Below are 25487 nucleotides of genomic sequence, written 5' to 3' on the forward strand. Positions count from 1 at the left end.
AGCTTCCGCGATGCAAGCGACCACGACCGGGACGTCAACCTTCTTCACCCTCAGCAGCGGCGCGCGCGAGCTGCTGAAGTGGATCGCACTGCTGGCCATGACGGGTGACCACGTGGCCAAGGTGGTCTTCGGCGGCTACGTGCCGGTGGTCAGCGAACTGGGGCGCATCGCCTTCCCGCTGTTCGCGCTGGTGATGGCCTGCAATCTCGCCCAGCCGGAGGCCGACCTGCGCAAGTCGATGCGCCGATTGGCACTATGGGGCTTGATCGCGCAGCCATTGCATGCACTGGCGTTCGGTTTCTGGCTGCCGCTCAACATCCTGCTCACCTTTACAGTTGCAGCAGTAGCCGTACATGCGCTGGCGAACAATCGGCCGGTGCAGCTGTTACTGGCTGCCGGCGTGCTGCCGATGTTCGTGGACTATCAGTGGGCCGGGGTTGGCAGCGTGCTGCTGGCCTGGATCGCGTTCCGGCACCGGGCGTGGTGGCTGTTGCTGGTTGGGCTTGCAGCGGTGTGCTGGGCCAACCACAACGGCTGGGCATTGCTGGCCATTCCGGTAGTGCTGCTGGCGGCGCGGGTGCCGTGGCAGCTGCCGCGCTGGCGGTGGGCGTTCTACGGGTATTACGTGGGGCATCTGGCGATGCTGGCGTTGGTTGCCCATCTGCTTGTGTAATGTCGGAACTGGCATGTCGAGTGTCTTGAATGCTGGATGCGGTCAAGGAATGCGCGTCGCAGGTGGGGGTGAAGCATGCCGCCATCGGCGTGTGTAGAGTCGAGCCATGCCCGACTCAGCGGGCGAACCGGAGCCGAGCATGGCTCGGCTCTACACGTTCTGGGAAATCCACGCCATGCGTGACCGGCAAAGCGAGCCGAGCATGGCTCGACTCCACAGGTGATGCATGTCTGGCGTGGAGGCGCCTGCCTCAGAAGTCCATCGTCGCCGACACCAGCACCGTTCTCGGCGCTCCCAGCGCTAGACTGGAAAGCAACGGCATGCCCCAATACGCCTTGTTGGTCACGTTGTTCACACTGGCTCTCAGCGCAAGCGGTCGACCCGCCACGGTGGTGCTGTAGCGCGCCCCGACATCGAACAACGTGCGGCCCGGCACCGACAGGCTGTTGTCGGCACTGATGTACTGCTTCGACATCGCCGTGGCATTGCCGGTCAAGGTCAGGCCCTGCAAGGTCGGTACATCCCATTCCACCCCCAGCTTGGCCTGCCGTTGCGCTACGGCGGTGGCGATGCGTCCCTCATTCACGCCACCGGCCGTGCGGGTCAGTTTCGGCTGCACGTAGGCCACGCCACCGAGCAGGCGCACGCCATCCAGTGGCGTGCCGAAGAAGCCCCATTCCACGCCGCAATTTCGTTGCTCGCCACCGAACGAGAAGATATTCGTGACCGGGTCGGTGTAGCTGCTGGGCCGCTTGATTTCATACACACTGAAGGTGTGCGCGAAGCTGCCCAGGTCCAGCTTCAGGCCCAGCTCCTTCTGCCTGGTGCGGAACGGTGCGAACACATCACCGGCGTTGGCGGCGGTCATCGGCGCGGTGGCGCCCTGGCTGAGGCCTTCGATGTAGTTGGTGTAGATGGAGACCCTTCCGGTGGCCTTCACCAGCAGCGCCGCTGCTGGCGTGTTGGCGCTCTCGTCGTAGCGCGAGGTGCGCGCACCGCTGGCGACATTGAAGGTCTCACTGACCACCTGCTGGCGGCGCACGCCCAGGGTCAGCTGCACGCGGTCATCGGCGAAGGCGAGGGTGTCGGCGAAACCGAGGCTGTCCAGCCGCAGCTCGGTGTGCGAGATGTGCGGCGTTACGAACGGTGCCGCCGGGCCCCATGCCGGGTTGTACAGATTGGTGGTCCAGTCCCAGCCCGGCACGCTGCGGCGGCCGTAATCGTTCTGGGTGTGCTGGTAGTGGGTCACGTTGGCGGCCCACTGATGGCTGACGCTGCCGGTGTGGAACGAGCCGCGCAGGCCGGCATCTGCGGACTGCTTCTTGATATCGAAGGCGAGCTGGCCGATCACGGTGGTGAAGTTGCCGGCTGGATTGAGGATCTGCGCGCTGATCGAACCATTGTAGCGGTAGTCGGTCTTGCTGATGCCGTAGGCCAGGTAGGCCATCAGGGTGTCATTGATGTCCAGCTCGCCCCGCAGCATCGCGCCCTTGTCCTGGCTGTCCACGTAGGCCCAGTCCGGGTTGATCAGCGTATCGCCACGCGGCGGCCGCGGAATGGCCACGCCCGGTGCCAGACCGACGCCGCGTGCCGGGCCGTCCACGCGGTCATCGGCGCTGTACAGATCGGCCGACAGCCGCGCACGTTCGCCGCGCCAGTCCACTGCCAGTGCGCCGAGCTGCACCTTCTTGCTCTGCTTGCCGACCGCGCCATCACCATCACGGTACGCGCCGTTGAAGCGGATGCCGAACTGCTTGTCCGCGCCCAAGCGACGCCCCGCATCCACATGGGCGCCAAACTGCGCATCGGAGGCGAAGTTGGCACTGACCCGCAGCAGCGGTTGATCGCCGGCACGCTTGGGGACCAGGTTGACGCTGCCACCGACCGAGCCGCCCGGCGGCATGCCATTGAGCAGCGCGGAGGGGCCTTTCAGCACCTCGATGCGTTCGAACATTTCCGGCGAAGTGCGGTAGTACGGCGCCATGCCGCTGAGGCCATTGAAGGTGGTGTCGCTGGTGTTGGAGGCAAAGCCTCGGATCGCGTAGTTCTCGCTCCACGAACCGGTGACGCCGTTGCTGAACACCGTGGGGTCGGTGGCGGCGATGACGTCGGTGAGGTCCTTGGCCTGGCGGTCGCGGATGAAGGACTCGGTGTAGCTGACCGTATTGAACGGCGTGTCCATGAAGTCCTTGTCGCCGAGCAGGCCGACGCGGCTGCCAGCGGCCACTTGCCCGCCCGCATAGTCTGCAGTGACCCGGCGCTGTTCCTGCACCTGCACCGAGGGCAGGGTGGACGGCGCGGAGTCGGCCAGCGCGGCAAACGAGGCCAGCAGCCCTAGCGCGAGGGCCGACATCCGGTAGCGCCGGGCGATGCCTGGTGGATGCATCGGGCCGGAAGATGCGGCGGCAGCGCGATGCTGCAGAGAAGAGAAGTTGTACACGGTCATGCCAGATTCCTGTGAATCGCAGGCGCGAGCGCGCCTGGCGCGCTGCCGACGGCAAGCACGGGGAGAGGGCGCAGCGCAGGGTTGTTGGCTGGGTGGGGACCTGGCGGAAGGTGAGCCATGGGCTCGACTACGGGCAGCGTGCTGGACGCATTCCGAATTAGTTGAGTAAATTAAACTAAATCAATCGAAGCGGACAAGAGGGTCCCTTTGCTGGCACCCTCAGCAGGGTATGAGCACGCACCGTATGAGCCCTCACTCCGATCCAACGGCGCCGCCCCGTGGCCGCCCGCCCACCATCACCCCGGAGCGCCTGGCCGACATCGGCATCCGCCTGGGCCTACCCAACCTGACCATGGCCAACGTGGCCGCCGAACTGGCGGTGACCCAGGCGGCGCTGTACAAGCGCGTGGCCAACCTGGAGGCGTTGAAACGCCTGGTGGCCGAGGCGGTGTTCCAGCGCTGGCAGATTCCGCGCGCGTCGGTCGACGCACCGGGTGGGCTGGAGGCCTACCTGATGCGGTTCGTGGAGTCACTGTGCGAGGTGGTGAAGGCACATCCCGGGCTGCCACCGTACCTGCTGCGGCGCACGGTGGCGACTGCGCCGATGCTGGAAAAGATCGCCTCGCACCAGGCGCACGTGGCTGATGTGTTCGGCCTGCCGGTGGACAAGGCGCGCTGGCTGCTGGCCACGATCGCGTTCTATTGCATCGCCGGCGCCGATACGATCTATGCGATTGCGGACGACGAGGAAGGACAGGTGATCACCGAGTTCAAGCAGGGCATGCGGGCGCTGGTGATCGGTTCGCTGGAGGTATCGCGGCTTCGGTAGATGCATGCCATGCGTGGACGATCCTGGCCGTTCACCCTGACGCCAGCCAGGCATGGCCTGGCTCTACTGGACGGATCGCGTGGTGTCGAGAATACAATGCGGCCATGCCTGCCACGCCTACTCTCGATGATCTTCGCCGCTACGCGGTGGCGCGCACCCTGTTCAAGCCGACTACGCTGCTGACCGCGATACGACGGCTGGGCTTCGTGCAGGCCGACCCGATCAGGGCACCGGCGCGCGCACAGGACCTGACCCTGCGCCACCGGGTGAAGGACTACCGCGCAGGCGATCTTGAGCGGCGCTACACGCGCCTGCCGGTGGAAGAGGATTGCCTGGTGAACTACGGCTTCCTGCCGCGCGAGCATCTGGCACTGATGCACCCGCGCGTGTCCAAGCGCGAATGGGACGCCGAGACCCATCGCCGCGCGGCCGACGTACTGGCCTTCGTGCGCGAGCGCGGCAGCGTGCACCCGCGCGAGGTGGACCAGGCGTTCGCGCATGGGCGGGTGACCAATTACTGGGGCGGCACCAGCAACGCAAGCACGCATCTGCTTGACGGCATGCACTACCGTGGCCTGCTGCGGGTGCAGCGGCGCGACAGTGGCACCCGCATCTATGCAGTGGCCGAGCACGCCGAGCCGGACGCCAGCGAGCAGGCGCAGGTTGAACGGGCCGCCGCCCTGATCGACCTGGTGGTGCGCAAGTACGCGCCGCTGCCCTCGGCCAGCCTGACCTATCTGGTGCGCCTGCTGGGCTATGGCGCCCCACATCTGGCCGAGCAGACCCGGCGGGCCTTGGCGTTGGCCAAGCAACAACTGGCCAGCTGCACGCTGGAGGGCACCACCTGGTACTGGCCGGTGGACGAGAATCCGCGATCGCGCCGCCATGCACCGGACGAACAGGTGCGCCTGCTGGCGCCGTTCGACCCGGTGGTGTGGGACCGCCGCCGCTTCGAGCTGCTTTGGGGATGGGTGTACAAGTTCGAGGCGTATACACCTGCACCGAAGCGACAGTATGGGTACTACGCTCTGCCGGTGTTGTGGCACGACCAGGTGGTGGGCTGGGCCAATCTCAGCGTGCGCGACGGTGAGTTGGCATCGAGTGTGGGCTATGCCGGCAAGTCGCTGGCCCGCGACAGGGTGTTTCGTGGCGCGTTGGAAGACGAGCTGCAGCGCATGGCGGAGTTCCTGTAGCGCCGAGCGGCGCATTGGTAGCTATCGCTCCCGGTAGTCGCCAACCTTGGTTGGCCCCGCGATGTGTCGGTGCCCATCAAGGTGGCATCTACCGGTCAAGCGGCGTCCTTGTGCTCCGCGTCGTCCATCCCGGGACTGACTCGCCGGCCGATGTCCTTCAGCCGTGCAAGCTGGTCCACCATCGACGGCGCATCGTCCAGGCTGCCGACGAAGGTCCACAGATAGGTCATCACCGCGTAGACGTGGCCCGGCGTGACACCCTCAGTGGTGGCGAGGCGGCCGATGGTCAGCGCGAACAATGCCGCGGCAGCCAGTCCGATCACCACGTAGGCGCCGGCCTCGCGGTCTGACAACAGGATGCGCAGGCGCGACAGCGTGGTGTAGTGGCGGCGCAGCACCGAGGGACTGACCCGGTCGACCAGCCGGATTTCGTGTTCCAGGCGGTTGTTCAGGCGGCCATGCAGCTGCTCGTTGCGGCGTGCGAACGAGGGCAGCACCAGCAGGGCGCCGAGCAGGGTGACCAGGCCAGCGGCACCGACCATCGGCTCGATCGCCAGCAGCATGGCCACCGCACCGAACATCGATGCCAGCGCGGTGGCGATGATCGGCACGTGCTTTTCAAAAAAGTCGACGAACTCGCGGGCCAGCACCACGCGTGCCGCCGAGGTGGACGTGGCCTGGCCCAGCCGACGCTGCGCCTGCACCACGTTCACCGCCAGATCGGCATAGATGCGGGTGAAGGTGCGTGTATCGACCGCTCGACGGGCGGCACCGACCAACCAGAACATCAGTACCACGCCGGCATAGGAGACGGCATGGCCGATGTTGCTGCTGATGATCGCGTCCACCGCGAAGCCGGCGAACAAGGGATAGGCCAGCAGCAGTGTGTTCTCCAGTGCCACCAGCGAGAACGTGCCGGTGAGCTGCCAGGGGTAGGTGCGCAGGATGGCCTTCAGGGTGGCGGCCGCATTCTGCTGGCCGATGCTGCCGGCGGCGGCCGCTGGATCATGGGGGTGTTTCATGGGGTGCCTGGGTGGGTCGGGGACAGGGCAGGGGACGGATGCCTGCGATCTCCCGGGTCGCGCCCAGTATCTGCAGCCCTTTGGAGCGGGCATGGAGGGACGATGGAGATTGCGTGGAGAAACCGGTGGCGTTCAGTGGAGGGCGTGGTGCCCACCAAGGTGGGCAACTACCAGAGTCGTGGTGGTCGCCAACCTTGGTTGGCGCCGCAGTGTGCCGATGCCCACCAAGGTGGGCCGCTACCAGGGCAGCGTCTACCGCAACGCCGCGCTCTCAACGACGCGCGTGCACCGGCCAGCGTATTTCGAAGGCACTGCCGCCACGTTCGGTCGCCCGGCATCGCGCCTTTCCGTGATGGGCCACGGCAATCGCCCGCACCACCGCCAGGCCGAGACCGGAGCCGCCGCTCTGCCGCGAGCGCGATACATCGGTGCGCTGGAAGGCTTCAAAGATGCTGTCGCGAAGGTCGTCCGGCACACCCGGGCCACCATCCTCAACGGTTACGGTGCAATGGCCTTCGGCCAGCGTCACGTGTACGCGCAGCGGGCAGGGAATGGCATGGCGGCGTGCGTTTTCCAGTAGCGCCAGCACCGCCTGGCGGATGCGCGCCGGGTCGCAGTCGGCCAGTGAAGAACGCGCGTCCAAGGTCACCGAGAAACCACTCTCGGTCAGCGCCTCGGACATCGCTTCCACTACTGCGGCCACCTGCACGCTGACGTCGCTGCGCTGCATGCGCAGATCGAGGTGGCCGCTCTCGGCCAGGCTGACCACGCGCAGGTCCTCGATGATGCGGGTCAGGCCCTCCAGCTGGGTGAGCATGCTGTTGAACTGCTCCGGCCCCGGCTCGAACACGCCTTCGGCGATGCCCTGCAGGCGGCCGCGCAGGATGGTCATCGGCGTGCGCAGTTCGTGTGCGATCGCCGCGTTCCAGAACACGCGGTTCTCCGACATCCGGCTCAATCGCTCGGCCATGGAATTGAAGTCGCTGACCAGCGCGGCGGCCTCGGTCATCGAGGTGTCACCGCCGCGCGCACGCGCCTCCAGATCACCGCTGGCGACGCGACGCAGGCTTTCGGCGACCGAGTTCAGCGGGGTGATGATGCGCCGGGTCAGGCGCGAGGCGATCAATGTGGCCAGCGCAACGACCACGGTGGCGGTCAGGCCGATCCACAGCCATTCCAGGCCTGACGGCATGATGGTTTCCGGTTCGTCGTACCAGCGTGGATAGAACACCTCCATCAGGTAATAGAACAGGTAGAAACCACTGATCGACAGTACGGTTGAACACAGCGACGCGACCGTGATGGAGAGCGTGATCTGGCGCCCGATACTCTTGCCTTTGGGGTTCATCGGCTCAGTCCAGGAAGCGGTAGCCGACACCGCGGATGGTGGCGGGAATGCCGATGACGCCTGCTTCCTCCAGCTTGCGGCGCAGCTTGCTGACGTGGCTGTCCACGGTGCGCTCCTGCGCATCGCCTTCCGGCAGGCAGGTCTGGAGCAGATCCAGCCGGCTGTGCACCATGCGCGGTGCGCGCGCCATGTGTACCAGCAGACGGAACTCGGTGAGCGTGAAACTCAGAGCATGCACGTGGTCATCGGTGCGCACGGTGACTTCATGGCTGCGCAGGTCGATCTCGAACGGCCCCTGCCGGATCAGCCCGTTGGGCTCTTCTGCAATGGGCTTCGCGCTACGGCGCAGCACCGCCTGGATGCGGGCGACGATCTCGGCGGGATTGAATGGCTTGGCCACGTAGTCGTCGGCACCGACGCGCAGGCCAGTGAGCTTGTCCACGTCCTGGTCCAGTGCGGTGAGCATGATTACCGGGGTGTTGCCGCGCCGGCGCAACTCGCTCAGCACCTGCCAGCCGTCCATCTTCGGCATCTGCACGTCCAGCAGCACCAGGTCGGGGCGCAGCTGGCGGTGGCTGGTGAGGGCGGCTTCGCCGTCGGCGGCGCGGGCGCTGCGCAGCCCGGAGCGGGCCAGGTAGGCGCCGAGAATGTCGGCGATTTCGCCTTCATCTTCGGCAATGAGCACCAGGGGCGCCAGGCGCGTGCGGGCATCGGATTTCATTGCATGCTGCGGTTTCAAGTAAGGAATGGGAAACGCCGGCGACGGTGTCATCGTGGCCGTTCCAGGGTCTGCGCTTCTTCGTGGGCGGCCCAGGCCAGGGTGGCCAGCACCAGCGTGTGCTGCAGGGCGGGCGCCAGTGTTGTGGTGGCGCGCAGGTGCTGTGCGAGCAGGGTCGATACGGCCGCAGGCAGCTTGCTCCACCGCGATTGCATGCCCGTTGCGTCCACCCGGTCCTGCAGGCGGCGGGCCATGCGGACCACGGCCCGCAGGCGCAGGGCAAGCAACGCGGCCACCAGGACAGCCGCCATCCCTGCTGGCATGAGGCTCACGTCAGCGGCGGAGGCGGACCAGGCCGCGAGGCCGATCAGCGACGCCGACGCCAGGGTGCCCGCGCGCGCCGAATGACCCGGGCCTTCGCTGCGGAACCACACCAGCGCGGCAGCACCGGCGCCCGCCAGCAGGGGCGGCGCCGGGTTCGCGCTGGCAAGCATCCAGGCACTGGTTGACGTCAGCACCAGCGCAAGCAGCCACGGCGAAGGCGCGCACCAGGCAAGGTAGGCGCGGCGGACATCGATGGGAGGCAGGTCTGGAAACGGGAAGGACACGGCGGCGGAGCAGTCGGCGAGGCCGACAAGGCTAGGGGCCGTTGATGGAGACTTGGTCGAGATTGTGTCGAGATTTCGTGGACGCGATCCGTGCCGTTCAGGAGCGGGCCCCGTGCCTGAACGGATGTGCGGCCTCCATGCAATCTCCACAGTGGCTCCAAGAAACATCCACCACTACCTTCCAGACTGCGGCTTCTGCGGTCACATCCGGTGGCTGCGTGCATGCGAGCCTTTCGATGAACAACCGCAGGACCTGGATCATTGCCGCAATCGTTGTACTTCTTGCAGGCGGCACCGGCGGGTGGCTGTTCGTCGAAGGTGATGATGCCGCGCTGATCACGGCCCCGGCAAGGGTGGCGGACCTGGAAAAGACCGTGCAGGCCGTTGGCCGGGTCAACCCCAAGGAACTGGTGGCGGTGGGCGCGCAGGTGTCGGGCCAGGTCACGCGCCTGCACGTGGTGCTGGGCCAGCGTGTGCACGCTGGCGACCTGATTGCCGAAGTGGATTCGCAGCCGCAGCGCATCGCCCTGCGCAGCGCCGAAGCAGCCACCAACACACTGCGTGCGCAGCACGCGGCCAGCCAGGCGCGTTACAGCCAGGCCCTTCGCACGTACGAGCGCCAGTCGCAGCTGGTGGCATCGCGGCTGGTCTCGCAGGAAGGCTTCGAAGCGGCCCGTGTGGCGCGCGATGCGGCGCGCGCGGAGGCCGCCGCGTTGCAGGCGCAGATCGACCAGGCGGTGACCCAGGTGGAGACCGCCCGTATCAACCTCGGCTACACCCGCATCGTCTCACCGTCCGACGGCTACATCGTGGCCATCGTCACCAAGGCCGGGCAGACGCTGAACTCGATGCAGACCACGCCGACCATCGTGATGCTGGCACAGATGGACACGATGACCGTACGCGCCGAGATCGCCGAGGCCGACGTGGAACTGATCGCACCCGGCCAGCCGTTGTGGTTTTCGACGCTGGGGCCGAGCGGGCGCCGCTATGAATCGCGCCTGCAACAGCTTGAGCCTGCGCCGTCGTCGATTGCCGATGTGGCCAGTGGCAACAGCGGTGGATCGGCGCAGACGCCGAAGGCGGTGTACTACGCCGGGTTGTTCGACGTGGCCAACCCGGGCTTGATGCTGAAGCCCTCGATGACGGTGAAGGTGACGATCCAACTGGCACGCGTGGCCAATGCACTGCAGGTGCCGCTGACAGCGCTGGGCGAGTCCGACGACAAGAACAGCAACCGCGCAACCGTGCAGGTGGTCGATGCGAAAGGCCGTGCCCGCGAGCGCGCAGCGACCACCGGGCTGCGCACCGCCACCGCCGTGCAGATCCTGTCTGGCCTGGAAGCGGGCGAGAACGTGGTGGTCGGGCAGGCGCCCAGCGGCGCGGAAGCCGAGCCCACCAGCCTGCTGGGGATGTGAGCATGGTCGACGCGCTGCTGGAACTGCATGGCGTATCGCGCGCCTATCGCTCGGCCGCCGGCGAGGTGGTGGTGTTGAAGGACGTGTCGCTGCGCATCGAGGCGGGCCAGTTCATCGCGATCATCGGCCCGTCCGGTTCGGGCAAATCCACGCTGATGAACATTCTGGGCTGCCTGGACCGGCCAAGCGAAGGCAGCTACCGGGTGCAGGGCGCAGCAACCGAGCAGATGTCACAGGATGAACTGGCGCACCTGCGCCGCGAGCATTTCGGCTTCATCTTCCAGCGCTACAACCTGATGGAGAACCTGAGCGCCACGGAAAATGTGGCATTGCCGGCGGTCTATGCCGGCGTGGATGCCGATGCGCGCACCGCCCGTGCGCGCATGCTGCTGGAAACGCTGGGATTGGGGGAGCGCACTACGAACCGGCCCAGCCAGCTGTCCGGCGGCCAGCAGCAGCGCGTTTCCATTGCGCGTTCGCTGATGAACGGCGGCGCCATCGTGCTGGCCGACGAGCCGACCGGCGCGCTGGATCATGCCAGCGGCCGGCAGGTGATGGCGGAACTCAAGCGCCTGCATGCGCAGGGCCATACCGTGATCCTGGTGACCCATGATGCGGCGATCGCCGCGCACGCTTCACGCGTGATCGAGATCGCAGACGGTCGGGTCGTATCCGACCGTGGTATGGGTGATCCTCCGGCAGCACGCAATGCTGCTGCCCACGAGCGCAGTCCAGAACCGGGCGCCGAGCGCCGCGCGCGCCTGGATGCAATCAGGGAAGCTGCACGGATGGCGGTACGTTCGATGCTGGCCCATCGCCTGCGCACCCTGCTGACCATGCTGGGCATCATCATCGGCGTGGCTGCGGTGGTGACCGTGGTTGCGTTGGGCAAGGGCGCACAGGCACAGGTCGAGTCACAGATCAACGAACTGGGTGCCAGTACGCTGGACATCTTCCCGGGCGCGGACTTTGGTGACCCGCGCTCGGCAGAGATCGAATCGTTGGTCGTGGACGATGCCGATCACCTGGCCGCATTGAGTTACGTAGACAGCGTAAGCCCCAACCTGAGCGGTTCGGTGGCGGCACTGCAGGGCAACCGGCGCGCCAACACGCAGGTGCTTGGCGTGGGCGCTGATCTACCGCGTGTGCGCGGGCTGCGCCTGAAGGCGGGCCGGTTCTTCACCGATGCCGAGGTGGAGGCACATCGCGCGGTGGGCGTGGTCGACCAGAAGGCGGCCAAGGCGTTGTTCAGCGGCAATCCGATCGGCGGCACGGTGCTGCTGGGCGGCATGCCGGTGGAAGTGATCGGCGTGGTCGGTCCCAACGCATTCGCCGGCGGGGCGACGCCGACGGTCTATGTGCCGTACACCTCCGCGTCCTCGCGCCTGCTTGGCAGCCAGCGGCTGGAGAGCATCACCGTGCGCGTGCGGGATGACGTGCCAACCACCGCCGCTGAGGCCTCGCTGGGCGCGGAGCTGCAACGCCTGCACGGCCGGCGCGATTTCTTCATCTACAACGCCGACCAGATCCGCAAGGCAGTGATGAAGTCCAGCCAGACCATGGCGGCACTGGTTTCGGCCATTGCTGCGGTGGCGCTGGTGGTCGGTGGCGTGGGGGTGATGAACATCATGCTGGTGTCGGTGAAGGAGCGCGTGCGCGAGATCGGTGTGAGGCTGGCGGCGGGTGCCCGGCAGGGCGACATCCTCCGCCAGTTCCTGATCGAGGCCGTGTTGATCTGCCTGTTCGGCGGGGTGCTGGGGGTTTTGTTCGCGTTGGCTGTGGGCGCCTTGTCCAGCCTGCTGTCGCTGGGGGTGCCGTTCCTGTTCACGCCTGGGCCGGTGCTCGCCGCGCTGGCATGTTCGTCTGCCATCGGGCTCGGTTTCGGCTACTTCCCGGCGCGCAGTGCTGCACAGCTCGACCCGATCCAGGCGTTGGCGGCGGAGTAGGGTCGCGCCCGCTGCGGGGAGAGTCTCAGGTTGCCGGTCGCGGGTGCGTGCGCACGCGTGCGCGCTCGCGGTACAGGCGACTGTCGGCACGCTGCAGGGTGTCGGCCACCGACTCACCCGGGGCGTGGTGGGTCGCACCCAGTGAGAAGGGCGTGGGTGATCGACCGGCCTGCTGCGTATACCACTGCTCCAGCGCGGCCAACCGCCCCGGCTCCGGGCAGGTCAGCACCACCATGAACTCGTCGCCGCCCATGCGCACTACGCTTTCCATCGCCCCCAGTGGAGCGCGCAGGAAGGCGGCGAACTCGACCAGCACAGTGTCCCCCCGCGCGTGGCCCTGCGTATCGTTGATCTGCTTGAAATGATCCAGATCGAACATCAGGCAGGCCCAGGGTTGATCAACCAGCTCGTCCAGGCGCGGCAGGAAGCGGCGGTTGTAGCTCTGGGTCAGCGGATCCTTGAAGGACATCTCGCGCAGCTGCTGCTCCTGCATCCGCAGTGCAGTCACATCCTGCGCATGGCCCAGCACATAGGGAGGGTTCGCCTCGCTGTCGAGCACGTTGTGATATGCCCAGAAATGGCGGGTGCCATCGGCGGCGATCAGTTCGATGACGCCGGCATCGGTGTGGTTGACCGTGATCCGCGCGAGATAGGCCTTGAATGCAGCACGCTTCTCGGGAGGCATCAGATCGCACAGGCTGCGCCCGATCATATGAGTCTCATCGAAGCCCAGCGACTGCACGGCCGCCGGGTTCACCGATGTCAGCACGCCCTCCAGCGTGTGCGTGCAGATCAGGCCGAGGCTGTAGTGGAACAGGCGCCGGTAGCGCGTCTCGCTCGCCTCCAGGGCATCCAGCGCGGCACGCTCCTCGGTGATGTCCTGGATGGCGCCGACCAGGCGAGGGTGCCCATCCACCTGCTGACGGCCACCGACCACCCGGGTCCAGATGGAGCGCCCATCGGCGGTGGTCATTGGCAGCTGCACTTCCCATGAGGTGCCTTCCTCGATGCAGCGCTGGACCGCGCTGCGGATGATGTTGCGACTGTCCTCCCGATAGAAGGACAGTGCGGTGTCGAACGTGGGTTGATAGTTGCCGCGCACGCCGTGGATCTGCTTGGTTTCGCGGGTCCAGCGCACTTCGTGGGAGAGCAGGTCCATCTCCCAGCCGCCCACCCGTGCCGCGCGGTTGGTGCGTTCCAGGAAGTCCTCGCTGCGTTTCAGTTCGCGGTGCAGTGCCTTGGCCTGGCCGACCTGTGCCATCAGGGTGCTGCGCTGTTCCAGCACCTGGGTGGTGACCCGCGCCAGATGCACCATCAGTTCGCGCTGCGAGGGCGACAGCACGCCCGGCATCGGATCGAGCAGGCATAGTGTTCCGATACGGGCGCCCTGTGCCGACCCAAGCGAGATTCCCGCGTAGTGACGGATGCGCGGGCCACCGGTCACCAGTGGGTTGGTGGAGAATCGCGGGTCCTGCCGGGCATCCGGGATCTCGAACAGTTCGTCCTGCTCGATGGCATGAGTACAGAACGAGATGTTGCGTGCAGTCTCGCTGACGCCTTCAAGACCGATATTGGCCTTGAACCACTGGCGCTCCTCGGCCACCACCGAGATCAGGCCCATGGTCATGCCAGTCGCTGCGCGGGCGGCAGCAACGATTGCATCGAACACCGGTTCGGCCGGCGTGTCGAGCAGGTGCAGGCGGTCGATTTCAAGCAGGCGGTCGGCTTCGTCCATGGCGCTTTGCAGGGCTGGGTGGCGAGGGCGGCTTCGGCGGCTGTCAGGTACTACGCTAGTGCGCACCACGTTATGTATCGCTACGGTGAGGTGATGCCGACGTGACGCGCTTTCGTCAACGTTTGCGAGCTGCACGCGAGGGGTGCAAAAGCGTGACGATGGTCGCGAACGAGCACGCGCCAGTGGAGGCTGCACCGGAGGATCTACAGGGCAAGCCTGTACAGAGACATCATCAGTCCGGTGCCGGCGGCGAGGCCAGCGCGGCTCGCCGGGCGGCATAGACCTCCGGCGTCTGCGGCTTGACGAACAGTGCCACCAGTTCCGGAAACTCCTGCTTCACTGCAGTTTCGATGCGGGTGATGCAGGCTTCGATCTGCGGCGTGCGCCGGTCATCCTCGAATTCCGCGCTGAGCATGGCCACGACCTGTTCCGGGCCCATCTGCATGGTGGTCACGCCATTGGCGCGGCGCAGGTCCGGATCGGTTTCGGCCACGGCCATGATCCGCTCAGCCACCGCAGGATGGGCCGGCTCACCCACCAGCAGTCCCTTGGTTTCGCGTGCGAGAAGAAAGGCGGTGGCGGCAAGCACGCCGGCGATGCACAGCGACGCCACACCATCAAGCACCGGCATGTCCAGGACCTGGGCGGCCACGAGCCCGATCAGTGCGAAACCCAGGCCCAGCAGGGCCGCGCTATCCTCCAGCAGCACGGTAAAGGTGGAAGGATCCTTGCTGCGACGGAAGGCTTCGAAGTAGCCCAGTTTGCCCTTGGTACGCCGGAACTCCCGTAGCGCGACCCACCATGAGGCCCCTTCGAACAGGATGGAGATGCCCAGCACGCTGTAGCTCAACGCGTGGTTGGTGGCGGGCTCCGGCTGGCGGATGTGCTGGATACCTTCGTAGGCCGAAACGCTGGCGCCGGCAGCGAACACCAGCAGGGCGACGATGAAGCTCCAGAAGTACAGTTCGCGGCCATAGCCGAACGGATGTACCGGGTCCGGCGCCTTGCCGGCGCGGCGCAGCCCGTACAGCAGCAGCACCTCGTTGAGAGTGTCGACCAGCGAATGCACGCCCTCGCTGAGCATGGCCGAGCTGCCGGAGATGCCGGCGGCGATGAACTTGGCGATGGCAATGGCCAGGTTGCCCGCGAGGGCGGCGTAGATGACCAGGCGGGAACCGGTGGGAGCGGACATTTCGGCGGCGGGGTGAGGCGGATTCCTGATCTTCCCGATCAGCGCGTGCCTACTGTGTGCACGGTGCGATCAGTGCCCCTTGGGATTGAGATACAAACGTGCCCCATCCGATTCACGGTAGCCAGTCCAACGCCCACCTCCCGACGCGCGAAAACGCCCGAAGACCGTATTGCTGGTATCGGTCAGCAGCAGCTGGTTGCCCGACAGCACCCAGCGGTTGGCCGAGAAGAATCCGTCCGGGCAGCCGGCAGGCACGTAGGCGCTGTAGCCACCGAACCACTCACTGTTCTTCAGCTCGATGGTGCAGGTGCTGCCGTTCTCCTGGCCCAGCGTCCAGCTGCCGAACAGATCGCTGTCGCGCACATCGCGGTCGCCGCGGTGGCGGTCATGGCTCCAGTCGTCGTTGTCGTCGTGGAAACCGAAGCCGACGTCGATCTCTTTGCTTTCGCTGCGTGATTCGGACTGCGAGCTGCCGCTGGTGGTGGTCTGGGTGGTCACCGAGCCACTGGTCCGGGTCTCTGTGCTGCTCGATTGGGTGGCCTGGTCGGTGCGGGTGGTCTGTTCGCCGAAGCCGAACGAGGCGTCCTGGGCAAGGGCGGGCAGGGCCAGGAAGTACAGCGCCGACAGGCAGCTACAGGCAAGCAGGGCAGCCATCGCAGGATCCTCGGAAGGGTGGATCGCGCGAGTATCGAACCGGTGGGGTGGGAGACGGTGTGAGGGCGCGCCCTGAGGCAAGCCAGCCAAGGGTAGGTGCTGTCCGCTGAAGGGTAGTGCCGGCCGCTGGCCGGCTCCCCTTTGACGCTCAGAGACCGAAGGAGTGCCGGCCAGCGGCCGGCATTACCCGCAGCCAGGCGGCCTGGCTCTACTGATCGGGCTTCACCCTCACCACCCGTTTCCGGTACTCATACACGTTGTCACCGCGGATGCGCTTCTCCTCGGTGCCGGTGACCCGGCCCACCTGCTGGTCCGAACCGGTCACGGGCTGTGCCTCGATTTCGGTCTCGTGCTCGAAGGAGTGCGATTTGTCGGTGTTGCGGTAATAGCGGTACAGCGCCCAGTACAGCGCGGTCGCGCCGGCTGGACCTGCCGCCAACAGCCAGAGGCCACTGTCGTCACTCATGTCGATGCCACCAGGAAGGCAATTGCGAGGGCTTCAATGACGGTGCCGGTGGCCAGGGCCGCCAGCAGCATCTTCCATTGCTGCACGGGCACGCTGCCCATGGTTTCGCCGGTACGGCCGTTCACTGCGATGTAGTGCAGCATGCCGCCGTTCCTGCCGGGCTGGTGGTACGAATACAACCACACCGGCAGGTACATCGACACCCAGCGGGTGCCATGCACCTCCAGTTGTTCCTGCTCCCAGCGCACGCCACGGTTGTAGCGCTTCACCGAACCTTCCACCTGTGCGCGGGCAATTGACAGCAGCTGGTCTTCCAGCCGCGGCCGCAGCTTCTCCACGTCGAGGTTGCGCTTTTCAGAGGTGAAGCCGGCCAGGTACGAAGCGTTCCATTTCACCGCGTTCTTGGTATCGAACGGCAGGATGGTGTTGATGATGTTGTTGGTGTTGGCGCGGGTATCCAGATTGCCGCGCTCGGCCGAGGATTCCAGTGGCAGGTCATCCACGGTGAAATCGACCTGGCGTTCGACCTGGTAGACGTCGGCGTCATACAGGGTGCGCTTGTTTTTCTCGCTGCCTACGGTGTACTGCCGGGTCTGGATCTCGCCCTTGCCGGCCACGGCCGCGCTGACATTGCTGTCGACGATCATGTAGGGCAGGAACACGCCCACCACGTTCTCGGGGGTGAACTGGTCCTTGAATGCCTTCAGCGCGAACATGCGGCGCTTGTCGACGAACTGGCGGATGCGCGCGACCGCATCGTCCTTCTTGATATGGAAGGGCAGCACCGCGTCGGGCACCGCGCCGTTGGCGATCTGCTCGTTGACGCCGAAGACGTGGCGGCACCAGTGGCAACGCGCCGTCATCGTACTCTCGGTATTGACCGTGACTTCGGCGCCGCAACCGGTGCATTTGAACGTCATCAGTGCCGAGGTGTCGGCATCGATGTCACGCGCGCCGGAGGCGATGACCGTACCGCGCAGCTGGTCGATGGCTTCGCCAAGGCCGAATTCTTCCTCGACCCGCGCGCCATGCCATTCGTGACGGCAGTACAGGCAGACCAGGATATCGGTCCCGGCTTTGGGCCGGATGTCGGTGGCGCCGCACTTCGGGCAGCGGTTGAGACCGTCCTTCAGCTCGCTGGCCGAGGTATCGATGGCCACAGGATCGGGCGCTTCCACTTCATCGCGGATGGCCTGCGGCAGTTTGGAGGTGTCCAGCGGGAAGCTGCCGGGCAGGGGAGGGACGTCCTGCGGCGAACCGGGCCCATCCAACGACGCCGCCGGCAGGGGTGGCGGCGTCGCGGGCGCGGATCCGGGCAGCGGCGGTGGGCCGTTTCGGGGATCGGACATGTTGGGTGTGCGTCCTGCCGTTACAGGCCCAGTGCCTTGGCCTTGAGCGCGTCGTAATCGCTCTGGGTGATCAAGCCCAGATCGAGCATTTCCTTGGCCTTCTTCAGCTTGGCGACCGGATCGTCGGCCGCCGGGGTGGCCGGCTGCTGCATGCCGCCGACACCGAACATGCCAGACGCCATGCCGACACCGACCAGACCTGCCGCGCCGCCGTTTTCGCCGGCCGACTGGATGCCCTGGGCGACGCTGGCCTGCAGGTTGGAACTACCGCGCGAACCGGACAGCGCATCGGCGCGCTGCACGGTCTTCAGCAGCTCGCGGGTGTTGGCGTCGTACTCGATCGAGACGATGGCGGTCTTGACGATGGCCAGGCCGCGGTCGGACTTCCACTGGTAGCCCTGTTCAACGGCGGCCGACAGGCTCTGCGCGAAGCCCAGCGAGTCCTGCTGCAGCTTGGTGATGCGGTTGCCCTTGCCCGGATCGTTGGTATACAGGCTGAAGGCCGGCGCCAGCGAGCCGACGACTTCATTGAACAACTGGCCGGCGGCGGCGTTGTCCAGATCGGTGAAGTCGAACACCTGGCCAGGCTGCAGGTAGCTGGCCGGTACGAAGTTCTTCACGAACAGGATCGGATCGACGATCTTCAGCGTGTACGAGCCACGGGTGACCGCGCCTACCTGGGTGTTGAGGAAACCGTCGTCCCAGTAGATTTCCGACTGGGTGCCGAAGCGGTTGTCCGGCAGTTCCTTCAGCGAGACGAAATAGGCCGCCTGCTGCGAACCCGGCTGGCCGCCGAACTTGAAGCGTTCCCAGCTCTGCTTGATGAAGGTGCTGACCAGGCCGTCGCCGGCGAAGATCGACTGCGAGTTCAGATCGTCCGAGCGCCACTCGTAGCCACCCGGTTCGGCGACGAACGCGGTGATCGCGCCGTCCTGGAACAGCAGCAGGCCGTAGCCCTCCGGCACGATGATCTTCGAGCCGTTGCTGATGATGTTGGACGAGCCGCTGGTGTTGGAGCCGCGGCCGGCGTTGGTGCCCTGCGGCACCGCCGCGAACAGGGCGGCCGTGGACGGCAGGCCCGCCGGCACGGTGTAGAAGTCCTTCCACTGGTCGGCCAGCACACCGCCAACCGCACCCTTCACCGCCTGTACCAGACCCATGACCAACTCCCTGTGATTCGAAGGCAGGCACCATGCCTGCCGAGCTGGACTGAATATAGCAGCGGTGGAGGACGGCAGTAGTGCCGGAACATGAATCCGGATCAGCGCCGGCCAGTGCCGGTTGGCCCGGCCCGTACCGCCTGCAGCACGGCCGCCATGTCCAGCGCCCCCGATCCGGACGCCAGTGCCTGTGCGAACAGCGCGTCGCTGGCGTCGATCAAGGGCGCATGCATGCCCACCTCATGGGCGGCAGCGGCTACCAGCCCACTGTTCTTGCGCACGTCGGTGATCGACGCCTGCACGCTGAAGTCACCACGGATCATTTTGTCCAGCTTGATTCGCGATACTTCGCTGGCCATCGGCCCTGCGTTGAGCACCTGCGCGAAGCGGTCAAGCTCGATGCCGTGTGCTTCGGCGAAGTACACCGCCTCGGCCAAGCCGGTGACCAAGGTGATCAGGTACAGGTTCACCGCCAGTTTCATGCGCAGTGCGGACGGCACTGCACCACAGCACACCGTTTGCCTGCCCATCGGTGCAACCAGTGGGGCGGCTGCCGCGAGGTCGACATCGGCACCGGCCAGCAGGATCACCAGCTGCGCCGCTTCGGCCTGCACGCGTGAGCCAGACACCGGCGCTTCCACGTAGCGGCCGCCCGCGGCACGGATCTGTTCGGCCAGCGCCTGTGAGTACGCTGCCGAGCTGGTACCCATGTTGATCAGCAGGCGGCCCTCGACCCGCTCGCCAAACGCCGCGCCATGCCGATCGAGCACGTTGTCGATGGCATCGTCATTGGCCAGCATCAGGATGAGGGTGTCGCAGGCCGCGAATACCTCGTCCACCGCCTCGCAGACGTTGATGCCGGCGGTGCGCGCGGTCGCAAGGTTGCGATCGGAGCGCGACCAGCCGCATACCTCGTAACCTGCGCGAGCCAGATGGGCCGCCATGGGCGTTCCCATCACTCCAAGTCCCAGGAATCCGATGCGCATGATGGACGTCCGCTGGCCGCAGAACGCCCATCATGCCATGGGCAGTGGCCGCTAGAGCATGTAAGGAATCTTGAACGCCAGCGTAAAGTCCGGTGCGTCCGGGGTCAGTCCGATGCCCAGCAACGTTACCAGCGTGGTGTGCTGGTTCAACGCATAGGTCACGCCGAGGCTCAGTGATGCCGCATTGGCGTCACTGCCGATCACCTTCATCCACTTGCCCCCCTGGAAGCGGGTGGAGGCGCGGGCGCTGATGCGGTCGCTGAAGGACAGGCTCAGGCTGGTCCGCTCGTTGAATGCGAAGGCAACACCTGCACCGAAGTACACCGAGCCGCCCAGCTTCACGTCGCCTGGGTTGACCGTATCCGGATTGCTGTCGATGTCGCTGAAGCCGCGAGGGATGGAGTGCACGTACCCGATGTTGGCGAACAGGATGGCCGGGTCAGCGGTCTTCACCATCGACAGGCCGAGGTTGGCCTGCCATACGCCGTTGCCGGTGGGCTGCTCGCGCGGCACGGCGAAGCGGATGTAGTCGTCGTCATCGCGCTCGATCACCTTCCAGTCCAGGCCGTAGGGCGCGCGCCCGGTGGGGGCGGTGACACCGGCCGTGAGCACGGTCTCCGGGCGCCAGCCGCGTTCGCCGAACAGCCGGTAGTTCGCGCTCAGTGCAATGTCGCCCAGGCCATTGCCGTTGGTCTGCTCCTGCGCGATGGCGGCCGCTGCACCGCCGGCGCCGCCTTTCTGGTATACGGTGCGCCGCGCCAGGTAGGGCACATCCAGGTTGAGGGTCAGGTTCGGGCTGACGCCCCAGCGGGCCGCCACGTTGTAGGTCAGCGAGTCGGACTCCACGTTCTCGATGGCGATATTGCCGAGGAAGATGGCGTCCAACGCGAGGAAGCCGTTGAGGGTGAGCTGCTTGCGGTCGTAGCGGGCGTAGGTGAGGCTGTTCTCGACGGTGAAGCGCCGGGAGAACAGGGCCGATTGCTGCTGCTTCACGTCGTCCACGCTGCGCCGCGACTCCTGCTTGGCCTGCTGGGCCTCAGCGGCGGTACTGGCGTAGCCCTCGCTGCCTGGTGGAACCGCGGCGGCCGCCGCCTGCGCCAATGGCGCGGCCGGTGGGGTCGAGGCTGGGCCAACCCGCCCGCCCAGGCGGGCCTGCATGGCCTGCACCTGCATGTCCAGTTCGCGCAGCCGCCGCACTTCCTGGGCGTAGTTGGCTTTCAGCTGTTCCAGCTGGTTGGCCAGGGCCTGCACGTCTGCGCCATCGACAGGCGTCGGCGGCGCGGCAAGGGCGGTGCCCGCCAGCGCCGCCAGCGCCAACGGGGTGATCCTCATCAGGGTGTGCATGTTCGTGTCCTGCGTTGTGGAGCGTTTCCCCCAATGCCAGGCCCTGCTACTGGCCCGGCCCCATGCCGCGGTTCAACGCAATCGCCTGGGCCACGTTCTGGCTCAACGGCAGGTTGCCGCCCACGGCGTTGCGCACCAGCTCCAGCCGCAGCTGGTTGCTGGCGATCTGGCCGTCACCAGCGAGGGCGATGCCCTGGCCGACGCTGCCATTGCGGATCCACTGCTGCACCAGCCCCTGGCCATCCACCTGCAGCAGCAGGCGTGCCTGGTTGCCTTCCAGCACGGCCGTCGCGCTGGCGCCGGCTTGCTGCGCGGTGACGTTGCCTGCGCCATCAGAGAGAACAGCCGGCACGCCACCCTCGCGGACGGTCAGCGTGGTGACGTTGCGCGCGACATTGCCATCGCCGGCCACCTGCACGCTCTGCACCAGGCCGCTGGCATTGGCCAGGCCGCTGCTGTCGATGCTGCGTCCGTGGGTATCGGGCAGCGGCGCATCGGCTGCCGTGACATGCACGCTGGGCTGGAAGCTGAGCTTCGGCGCGCCACCACCACGGAAGTCCATGCCCAGGGTCAGGCTGCCCTGCAGGGTCGTGCCGTTGCTGGCCTGCCACTGCGACACCATGGTGACCCCGAACCAGGCAACGTTGTTGCCACCCACGGTGTAGCGCCCCCGCATCAGGCTCAGCTCCGGGTCGGGGATTTCCGTGAGTCCACGCCCGGTCCTGCCGTCGGCGGCCTGCAGGGGCAGGGCAGGGGCCATCAGCAGCAGCGCCATCCATACGTGTTGACGGAACATGGTCGTACCTCCTCAGAACAGGTCGGCGTGGCTGAAGCCGAAGTCGACCAGTTCGGCATCGGTGATCGGCCCTTGCCGCGCATAGAGCGCGCGGGCACTTGGCCGTTCGCTGGGTTGCAGAAGAACGGTGTTGCGATCGAAGTCGCTGCCGATCACCACGAAGACCGCGCGAGATGGCCAGGCAGCCAGGAACTCCGGCAGCGCCAGGCTGCGGTTGCCGAGGATCGGGTCGGCCACTTCCACGATGCCGTTGCGGACCTGCTTGAGCACCACGAAATGGCGGAAGCCGCGCACATCCATCAGCACCAGTCCTGGCACGCGAAGGGTGCGCAGTCGTGTTTCATCGATGCGGTAGCCCCGGCCACGCATGCCGAGCGATTCCACGTAGCGCTTGATGTCGAGCAGGGAGAAGCCGCGTTCGGCCACCAGCGCTGGATCGGAAACCCCCATCATTCCTTCGATCACCGTCGCTTCGTCGGTCTGCAGGTGATAGGCATGGCGCAGGATGGTCGCCAATGCGGCCGCCCCGCAGCTGTAATCGGTGTGCTGGCGCACCACGTTGCGGTAGCGCCGCTCCTGCATGCTTTCCACCTTCTGCTGCAGCAGCGCGCCATTGGGCAGCACGCCGGCGAAGTGGACCTCGCCCGCCCATGCCGATGCGGTGCCCATCAGCAACAGGAAGGCAAGCAGGCGCATCGATGGAGGGCAACGGATCATCTACGTTCTCCGGCAGCAGGGGGGAGCCCCTGTCCCAAGGGGGAGGAGGAACAGGGGCTCCCGGGGACCCGGCCATTGGCGGACGGCCGGGGTGTTGCGCTTACTCGCCGCTGCCACCACCGCCGCCGGTGCTGGGCTGGGCCACTGCCAGGGCCAGGCTGTTGGCCTGCAGGTTGCCGGTGCCCGCAGCAACGTTCACGCCGATGTTGCCGGAGGCGCCCGAGAAGGCACTGCCGGACAAGGCCGAGGTGTTGGTCGCATTGACGTTCACCCAGCGCGTGGTGCTGACCGTGCCGCTGAGGCTGGCATACAGGTCAGCCACGCCCAGTTCGACGAACTGGCTGGTGCCACTCTCACGCGTATCGAAGCCCAGGCCGCCCACCCCCGGCCGGTTGGGGTTCATCGTGGCGTTCTGGATCTGGTTGTCCAGATCGATATGGCCGGTGCTGTTGCCACCCGGGTGCGGCAGCTCGCCACTCCACGTATCCAGGTAGTAGTTGGCCATCTGGTAGGCGTTGCCGGTGCCGCGGTAGGTGCCCGCGCCATAGGCCAGTGTCAGGCCGCTGACGCCGCCACGCATGCCGACCTGCACGGTATCGGTGTAGGACTGCACGAAGCCGGCGTTGCTGACCGTGTTGCCGGTGGAGACCTGGTTGGAGCTGATGCTCGACTGGGCCACCGCCGTGGTCGCTACCGACGCCGCGAGCGCGTTCTTCTGCTCATTGTTGTTGCCCGAGGCGATGTTCACGCCGATGTTGCCGGACGCGCCGCCAAAGGCGTTGCCGCTGAGACCTGCGGCGTTGGTGACACCGGAGTTCATGGTGGCGTTGCCGAAGCCGGCCTGGTTGACGAACACCTCGGCGTCGGCCATGCCGAAGCTGAAGGACGCATCGGCCGCAGATAGTGAGGCCGCGTTGTCCTGCGCATTGTTGTCGCCGGAGACGACATTGAAGCCCAGATTGCCCGAGGCACCGGCGCCGACGCTGTCACCGATCGACGCGCTGTTGGTGACCAGGCTGTTGCTGGTGGCGTTGTTGCTGATCGACTGCCGGTTGTCGATCACGGCAATGGCCGCCGAGTCGAGGTCGATGTCGCCGGTGATGTTCGGGTCGCCGGAGAAATTGATGTCGGTGCTCAGGCGCAGGTCCTTCTCCAGGTTCACGTCGACGCCGTGGTTGTTCTTTTCCTTGCGTTCGTCGGCCTGGATGTTGCTGTGCTTCTGCACATTGACGTTGACGGTGCGGTTGCGCACGTCGTTGTCGGTGTGGTTGTGCGTGTCGTTGCGGGTCTCGCTGACGGTGTGGTTGTGGTTGATGTTCGCGTTGGCGTTCTGGTTGTCCCAGCCATTGGCCGCAGCGGCGGTCGAGGCAGTGGCAATCGCCATGGCGAGCATGGTCTGTTTGACGGTCGCTTTCATGGTGCCCTCTCTCTCATCAGGTGGTGCATCGGTTGGGTGGTTGTCACGGGCGGTCCTGCACGACCAGGCCCAGTACGTTGGCCGTGTCGTTGCCGTTGCCCGCGATCTGATTGAGTTGCAGGACCCCGTCGAATCCCCGCAGTGCGGTGCTGGCTACACCGGCGCTGCGGGTGCCCGTCGCGACGCCGCGACCGGTGTCGTCCCGCCCCCCTGCCAACGCGGAACCCTCGGCGGCCAAGGCCGTATCGTCGGTTTCGCGTATGCCCTGTCGGGCCAGCGTCGCGCTGACGACGTTGAGCGTCGTGTTGGCGATGCCGCTGGCCTGGTTGATGGATGCGATGCCACTGGCACCGGCCAGTGCGTCACCGCCAATGAACGCGGTGGCCTGCAGCGGCCCGGACAGCACGCGGTTGCCCTGCTGCAGTTGCCGGGCATTGATCGCCACGTCGGCGCGATCGCCCTTGGCGATACCCCGCAGGTTGGCCTGCACGTTGAGGTCGCCGGCGGCCTGGTTGACGGCGATGGCACCCGTCGCCCCGGCCAGTGCGTGGCCGTCGATGCGGGCCACGTCGAGATAGGCGAGCATGCCGCCGTAGTCATCGGCCCGGGTCGCCCAGGGCGCGGCAGCGAGCAGCAGAAGCAAGCCGTGCAGGGCCTTCATTTTCCACCTGCCGGGGCCGTGCCCTGCAGGGGGAACTGGGCCAGTGCGCCGCGCACGGTATCGGCGATACCGCGGGTGTTGCTGCCGACCGCACCAAGCGGACCGCTCATGGCGCCCCCGAGGTTGCTGCCGACCATGCCATCACCACCGCGGCCAAGCGTGCCGCCCAGGGCCTGCTGGGTGACCCGTTCAACCGTAGTGCCGCCCGGTGTCGCGACGGACGCTGCCTGGCCGGCACCCATGCCGGCATAGTCCTCGTCGCTCAACTCGTCCATGCCGTTCGTCGTGCCACCGGCGCCCAATGCGGTGGCGATCTCGCGCTGTGGCTTCGGGTCGGCAATCAGCGCCATGCCCGGTGGTGCCATGCGATAGGCCGGCCGCGCGGATACGTCCCGCAACAGGACGATTTCGCCCGGCTGTGCCTTCACGCCCTGGCGGGCGCCGGACGCGGATGCGCCCGCGCCAACCAACAGCAGGGCGATTGCCAGTGCTGCGGCCAGGCAGCGAATCAGGGTGGTGCCGTCCATGCCGATCTCCCGCGATGGGTGCGGCGGAACCACGCATCAACCGTGCCAACCTCGAAGTGCCCACCCGCCAATGTCGGGACCGTGCAGCACCTGACCGTGCTGCTGCCACGGTGTTACAGGCACGTCGCGGAATCGTTGGGATTTCGAAGCCCCAGGCACCGCAGGGCAAGGGCGGCGGGCAACTGTCGCATGGGTGTTACAGGTGGCGCCGCCGTCTGCAACGGTGCCGGTTCAGCCACGAATTTCTTGACGCATTGCTCATTGCGCTGCCGTTTAGGGAAG

Annotated in this window: 23 protein-coding genes and 1 pseudogene; 5 read left to right on the top strand and 19 right to left on the bottom strand. The window is 66.4% G+C overall.

Going from position 1 to position 25487, the window contains the following annotated elements; all coding sequences use genetic code 11:
- Nucleotides 1-10: 10 nt before the first annotated feature.
- Entirely contained in the window at nt 11-673 is a 663-nt protein-coding gene (locus AC5QAH_RS04725; RefSeq protein WP_191849430.1) for a TraX family protein, read from the top strand.
- A gap of 250 nt (nt 674-923) precedes the next feature.
- Here the strand turns inward: AC5QAH_RS04725 and AC5QAH_RS04730 are convergent, their stop codons facing one another.
- Nucleotides 924-3119: a TonB-dependent receptor gene (locus tag AC5QAH_RS04730; RefSeq protein WP_495232129.1), complete on the bottom strand. Its 2196-nt coding sequence runs from the start codon at nt 3117-3119 to the stop codon at nt 924-926.
- A gap of 244 nt (nt 3120-3363) precedes the next feature.
- On the opposite strand from AC5QAH_RS04730, the gene AC5QAH_RS04735 reads away from it, so the two are divergent.
- Nucleotides 3364-3948, top strand: coding sequence for a TetR/AcrR family transcriptional regulator (locus AC5QAH_RS04735; RefSeq protein ID WP_100445843.1), 585 nt, complete (start codon nt 3364-3366; stop codon nt 3946-3948).
- A 104-nt stretch (nt 3949-4052) separates the two neighbouring features.
- The gene (locus AC5QAH_RS04740; RefSeq protein WP_495232130.1) at nt 4053-5141 is read left to right on the top strand and encodes a DNA glycosylase AlkZ-like family protein; all 1089 of its coding nucleotides are present in this window, start codon (nt 4053-4055) and stop codon (nt 5139-5141) included.
- Between the two features lie 95 nt (nt 5142-5236).
- On the opposite strand, the gene AC5QAH_RS04745 is transcribed toward AC5QAH_RS04740, so the two are convergent.
- The 4 genes from AC5QAH_RS04745 to AC5QAH_RS04760 all read right to left on the bottom strand — a co-directional run bounded on the left by AC5QAH_RS04745 (nt 5237) and on the right by AC5QAH_RS04760 (nt 8744).
- Entirely contained in the window at nt 5237-6163 is a 927-nt protein-coding gene (locus AC5QAH_RS04745) for an ABC transporter six-transmembrane domain-containing protein (RefSeq protein WP_053443102.1), read from the bottom strand.
- Between the two features lie 271 nt (nt 6164-6434).
- The gene (locus tag AC5QAH_RS04750) at nt 6435-7511 is read right to left on the bottom strand and encodes an ATP-binding protein (RefSeq protein WP_279914316.1); all 1077 of its coding nucleotides are present in this window, start codon (nt 7509-7511) and stop codon (nt 6435-6437) included.
- Between the two features lie 4 nt (nt 7512-7515).
- The gene (locus AC5QAH_RS04755; RefSeq protein ID WP_019337245.1) at nt 7516-8232 is read right to left on the bottom strand and encodes a response regulator; all 717 of its coding nucleotides are present in this window, start codon (nt 8230-8232) and stop codon (nt 7516-7518) included.
- Nucleotides 8233-8279: 47 nt separating this feature from the next.
- Complete coding sequence (locus tag AC5QAH_RS04760; RefSeq protein WP_029550736.1) at nt 8280-8744, bottom strand: hypothetical protein; 465 nt, start codon at nt 8742-8744, stop codon at nt 8280-8282.
- 329 nt (nt 8745-9073) lie between these two features.
- On the opposite strand from AC5QAH_RS04760, the gene AC5QAH_RS04765 reads away from it, so the two are divergent.
- Nucleotides 9074-10255: an efflux RND transporter periplasmic adaptor subunit gene (locus tag AC5QAH_RS04765; RefSeq protein WP_241873979.1), complete on the top strand. Its 1182-nt coding sequence runs from the start codon at nt 9074-9076 to the stop codon at nt 10253-10255.
- Between the two features lie 2 nt (nt 10256-10257).
- Nucleotides 10258-12201, top strand: a complete 1944-nt coding sequence (locus tag AC5QAH_RS04770; protein ID WP_495232131.1) for a MacB family efflux pump subunit — start codon at nt 10258-10260, stop codon at nt 12199-12201.
- A 25-nt stretch (nt 12202-12226) separates the two neighbouring features.
- Here AC5QAH_RS04770 and AC5QAH_RS04775 read toward each other — a convergent pair whose 3' ends face one another.
- The 14 genes and pseudogenes from AC5QAH_RS04775 to AC5QAH_RS04840 all read right to left on the bottom strand — a co-directional run bounded on the left by AC5QAH_RS04775 (nt 12227) and on the right by AC5QAH_RS04840 (nt 25205).
- Complete coding sequence (locus AC5QAH_RS04775) at nt 12227-13936, bottom strand: sensor domain-containing diguanylate cyclase (RefSeq protein WP_197576434.1); 1710 nt, start codon at nt 13934-13936, stop codon at nt 12227-12229.
- 232 nt (nt 13937-14168) lie between these two features.
- Nucleotides 14169-15128, bottom strand: coding sequence for a cation diffusion facilitator family transporter (locus tag AC5QAH_RS04780; protein ID WP_241874852.1), 960 nt, complete (start codon nt 15126-15128; stop codon nt 14169-14171).
- Nucleotides 15129-15197: 69 nt separating this feature from the next.
- Nucleotides 15198-15782, bottom strand: coding sequence for an AprI/Inh family metalloprotease inhibitor (locus AC5QAH_RS04785; RefSeq protein WP_049455165.1), 585 nt, complete (start codon nt 15780-15782; stop codon nt 15198-15200).
- Nucleotides 15783-15990: 208 nt separating this feature from the next.
- Nucleotides 15991-16248: a hypothetical protein gene (locus AC5QAH_RS04790; RefSeq protein ID WP_046983345.1), complete on the bottom strand. Its 258-nt coding sequence runs from the start codon at nt 16246-16248 to the stop codon at nt 15991-15993.
- On the bottom strand, nt 16245-17597 hold the full coding sequence (locus tag AC5QAH_RS04795; protein ID WP_049433788.1) for a membrane protein: 1353 nt from the start codon (nt 17595-17597) through the stop codon (nt 16245-16247). The genes AC5QAH_RS04790 and AC5QAH_RS04795 overlap by 4 nt, the downstream gene beginning before the upstream one ends.
- 20 nt (nt 17598-17617) lie before the next feature.
- Entirely contained in the window at nt 17618-18757 is a 1140-nt protein-coding gene (locus tag AC5QAH_RS04800) for an SPFH domain-containing protein (protein ID WP_495232132.1), read from the bottom strand.
- A 101-nt stretch (nt 18758-18858) separates the two neighbouring features.
- Nucleotides 18859-19287, bottom strand: coding sequence for an NAD-binding protein (locus AC5QAH_RS04805; RefSeq protein WP_306341177.1), 429 nt, complete (start codon nt 19285-19287; stop codon nt 18859-18861).
- Nucleotides 19273-19752, bottom strand: a pseudogene (locus AC5QAH_RS04810) (NAD(P)-dependent oxidoreductase); the annotation flags it as partial. The gene AC5QAH_RS04805 and the pseudogene AC5QAH_RS04810, both read right to left, overlap by 15 nt.
- 42 nt (nt 19753-19794) lie before the next feature.
- Nucleotides 19795-21087, bottom strand: coding sequence for a transporter (locus AC5QAH_RS04815; protein WP_317614372.1), 1293 nt, complete (start codon nt 21085-21087; stop codon nt 19795-19797).
- Between the two features lie 46 nt (nt 21088-21133).
- Nucleotides 21134-21883 (bottom strand): hypothetical protein, encoded by a 750-nt coding sequence (locus AC5QAH_RS04820; protein WP_317614371.1) that lies wholly within the window; start codon nt 21881-21883, stop codon nt 21134-21136.
- A gap of 12 nt (nt 21884-21895) precedes the next feature.
- Nucleotides 21896-22600, bottom strand: coding sequence for a C39 family peptidase (locus AC5QAH_RS04825; protein ID WP_019659781.1), 705 nt, complete (start codon nt 22598-22600; stop codon nt 21896-21898).
- A 100-nt stretch (nt 22601-22700) separates the two neighbouring features.
- On the bottom strand, nt 22701-24017 hold the full coding sequence (locus AC5QAH_RS04830) for a FapB/FapC family functional amyloid domain-containing protein (protein WP_057504019.1): 1317 nt from the start codon (nt 24015-24017) through the stop codon (nt 22701-22703).
- Between the two features lie 43 nt (nt 24018-24060).
- Nucleotides 24061-24678 carry a FapB/FapC family functional amyloid domain-containing protein gene (locus AC5QAH_RS04835; RefSeq protein WP_010485539.1) on the bottom strand — a complete coding sequence of 206 codons (618 nt, stop codon included), beginning with the start codon at nt 24676-24678 and terminating at the stop codon, nt 24061-24063.
- Nucleotides 24675-25205, bottom strand: coding sequence for a FapA family amyloid fibril periplasmic chaperone (locus AC5QAH_RS04840; RefSeq protein WP_049409617.1), 531 nt, complete (start codon nt 25203-25205; stop codon nt 24675-24677). The genes AC5QAH_RS04835 and AC5QAH_RS04840 overlap by 4 nt, the downstream gene beginning before the upstream one ends.
- Nucleotides 25206-25487 lie beyond the last annotated feature (282 nt).

Source organism: Stenotrophomonas sp. YJH_SMC_43, assembly GCF_059372535.1.

Bases quoted from the DNA above. Each gene is read 5' to 3' on its own strand.
- AC5QAH_RS04725 (WP_191849430.1), top strand. From the start codon at position 11: ATGCAAGCGACCACGACCGGGACGTCAACCTTCTTCACCCTCAGCAGC.
- AC5QAH_RS04730 (WP_495232129.1), bottom strand. From the start codon at position 3,119: ATGACCGTGTACAACTTCTCTTCTCTGCAGCATCGCGCTGCCGCCGCA.
- AC5QAH_RS04735 (WP_100445843.1), top strand. From the start codon at position 3,364: ATGAGCCCTCACTCCGATCCAACGGCGCCGCCCCGTGGCCGCCCGCCC.
- AC5QAH_RS04740 (WP_495232130.1), top strand. From the start codon at position 4,053: ATGCCTGCCACGCCTACTCTCGATGATCTTCGCCGCTACGCGGTGGCG.
- AC5QAH_RS04745 (WP_053443102.1), bottom strand. From the start codon at position 6,163: ATGAAACACCCCCATGATCCAGCGGCCGCCGCCGGCAGCATCGGCCAG.
- AC5QAH_RS04750 (WP_279914316.1), bottom strand. From the start codon at position 7,511: ATGAACCCCAAAGGCAAGAGTATCGGGCGCCAGATCACGCTCTCCATC.
- AC5QAH_RS04755 (WP_019337245.1), bottom strand. From the start codon at position 8,232: ATGAAATCCGATGCCCGCACGCGCCTGGCGCCCCTGGTGCTCATTGCC.
- AC5QAH_RS04765 (WP_241873979.1), top strand. From the start codon at position 9,074: ATGAACAACCGCAGGACCTGGATCATTGCCGCAATCGTTGTACTTCTT.
- AC5QAH_RS04770 (WP_495232131.1), top strand. From the start codon at position 10,258: ATGGTCGACGCGCTGCTGGAACTGCATGGCGTATCGCGCGCCTATCGC.
- AC5QAH_RS04775 (WP_197576434.1), bottom strand. From the start codon at position 13,936: ATGGACGAAGCCGACCGCCTGCTTGAAATCGACCGCCTGCACCTGCTC.
- AC5QAH_RS04780 (WP_241874852.1), bottom strand. From the start codon at position 15,128: ATGTCCGCTCCCACCGGTTCCCGCCTGGTCATCTACGCCGCCCTCGCG.
- AC5QAH_RS04785 (WP_049455165.1), bottom strand. From the start codon at position 15,782: ATGGCTGCCCTGCTTGCCTGTAGCTGCCTGTCGGCGCTGTACTTCCTG.
- AC5QAH_RS04790 (WP_046983345.1), bottom strand. From the start codon at position 16,248: ATGAGTGACGACAGTGGCCTCTGGCTGTTGGCGGCAGGTCCAGCCGGC.
- AC5QAH_RS04795 (WP_049433788.1), bottom strand. From the start codon at position 17,597: ATGTCCGATCCCCGAAACGGCCCACCGCCGCTGCCCGGATCCGCGCCC.
- AC5QAH_RS04800 (WP_495232132.1), bottom strand. From the start codon at position 18,757: ATGGGTCTGGTACAGGCGGTGAAGGGTGCGGTTGGCGGTGTGCTGGCC.
- AC5QAH_RS04805 (WP_306341177.1), bottom strand. From the start codon at position 19,287: ATGGGCAGGCAAACGGTGTGCTGTGGTGCAGTGCCGTCCGCACTGCGC.
- AC5QAH_RS04815 (WP_317614372.1), bottom strand. From the start codon at position 21,087: ATGCACACCCTGATGAGGATCACCCCGTTGGCGCTGGCGGCGCTGGCG.
- AC5QAH_RS04820 (WP_317614371.1), bottom strand. From the start codon at position 21,883: ATGTTCCGTCAACACGTATGGATGGCGCTGCTGCTGATGGCCCCTGCC.
- AC5QAH_RS04825 (WP_019659781.1), bottom strand. From the start codon at position 22,600: ATGATCCGTTGCCCTCCATCGATGCGCCTGCTTGCCTTCCTGTTGCTG.
- AC5QAH_RS04830 (WP_057504019.1), bottom strand. From the start codon at position 24,017: ATGAAAGCGACCGTCAAACAGACCATGCTCGCCATGGCGATTGCCACT.
- AC5QAH_RS04835 (WP_010485539.1), bottom strand. From the start codon at position 24,678: ATGAAGGCCCTGCACGGCTTGCTTCTGCTGCTCGCTGCCGCGCCCTGG.
- AC5QAH_RS04840 (WP_049409617.1), bottom strand. From the start codon at position 25,205: ATGGACGGCACCACCCTGATTCGCTGCCTGGCCGCAGCACTGGCAATC.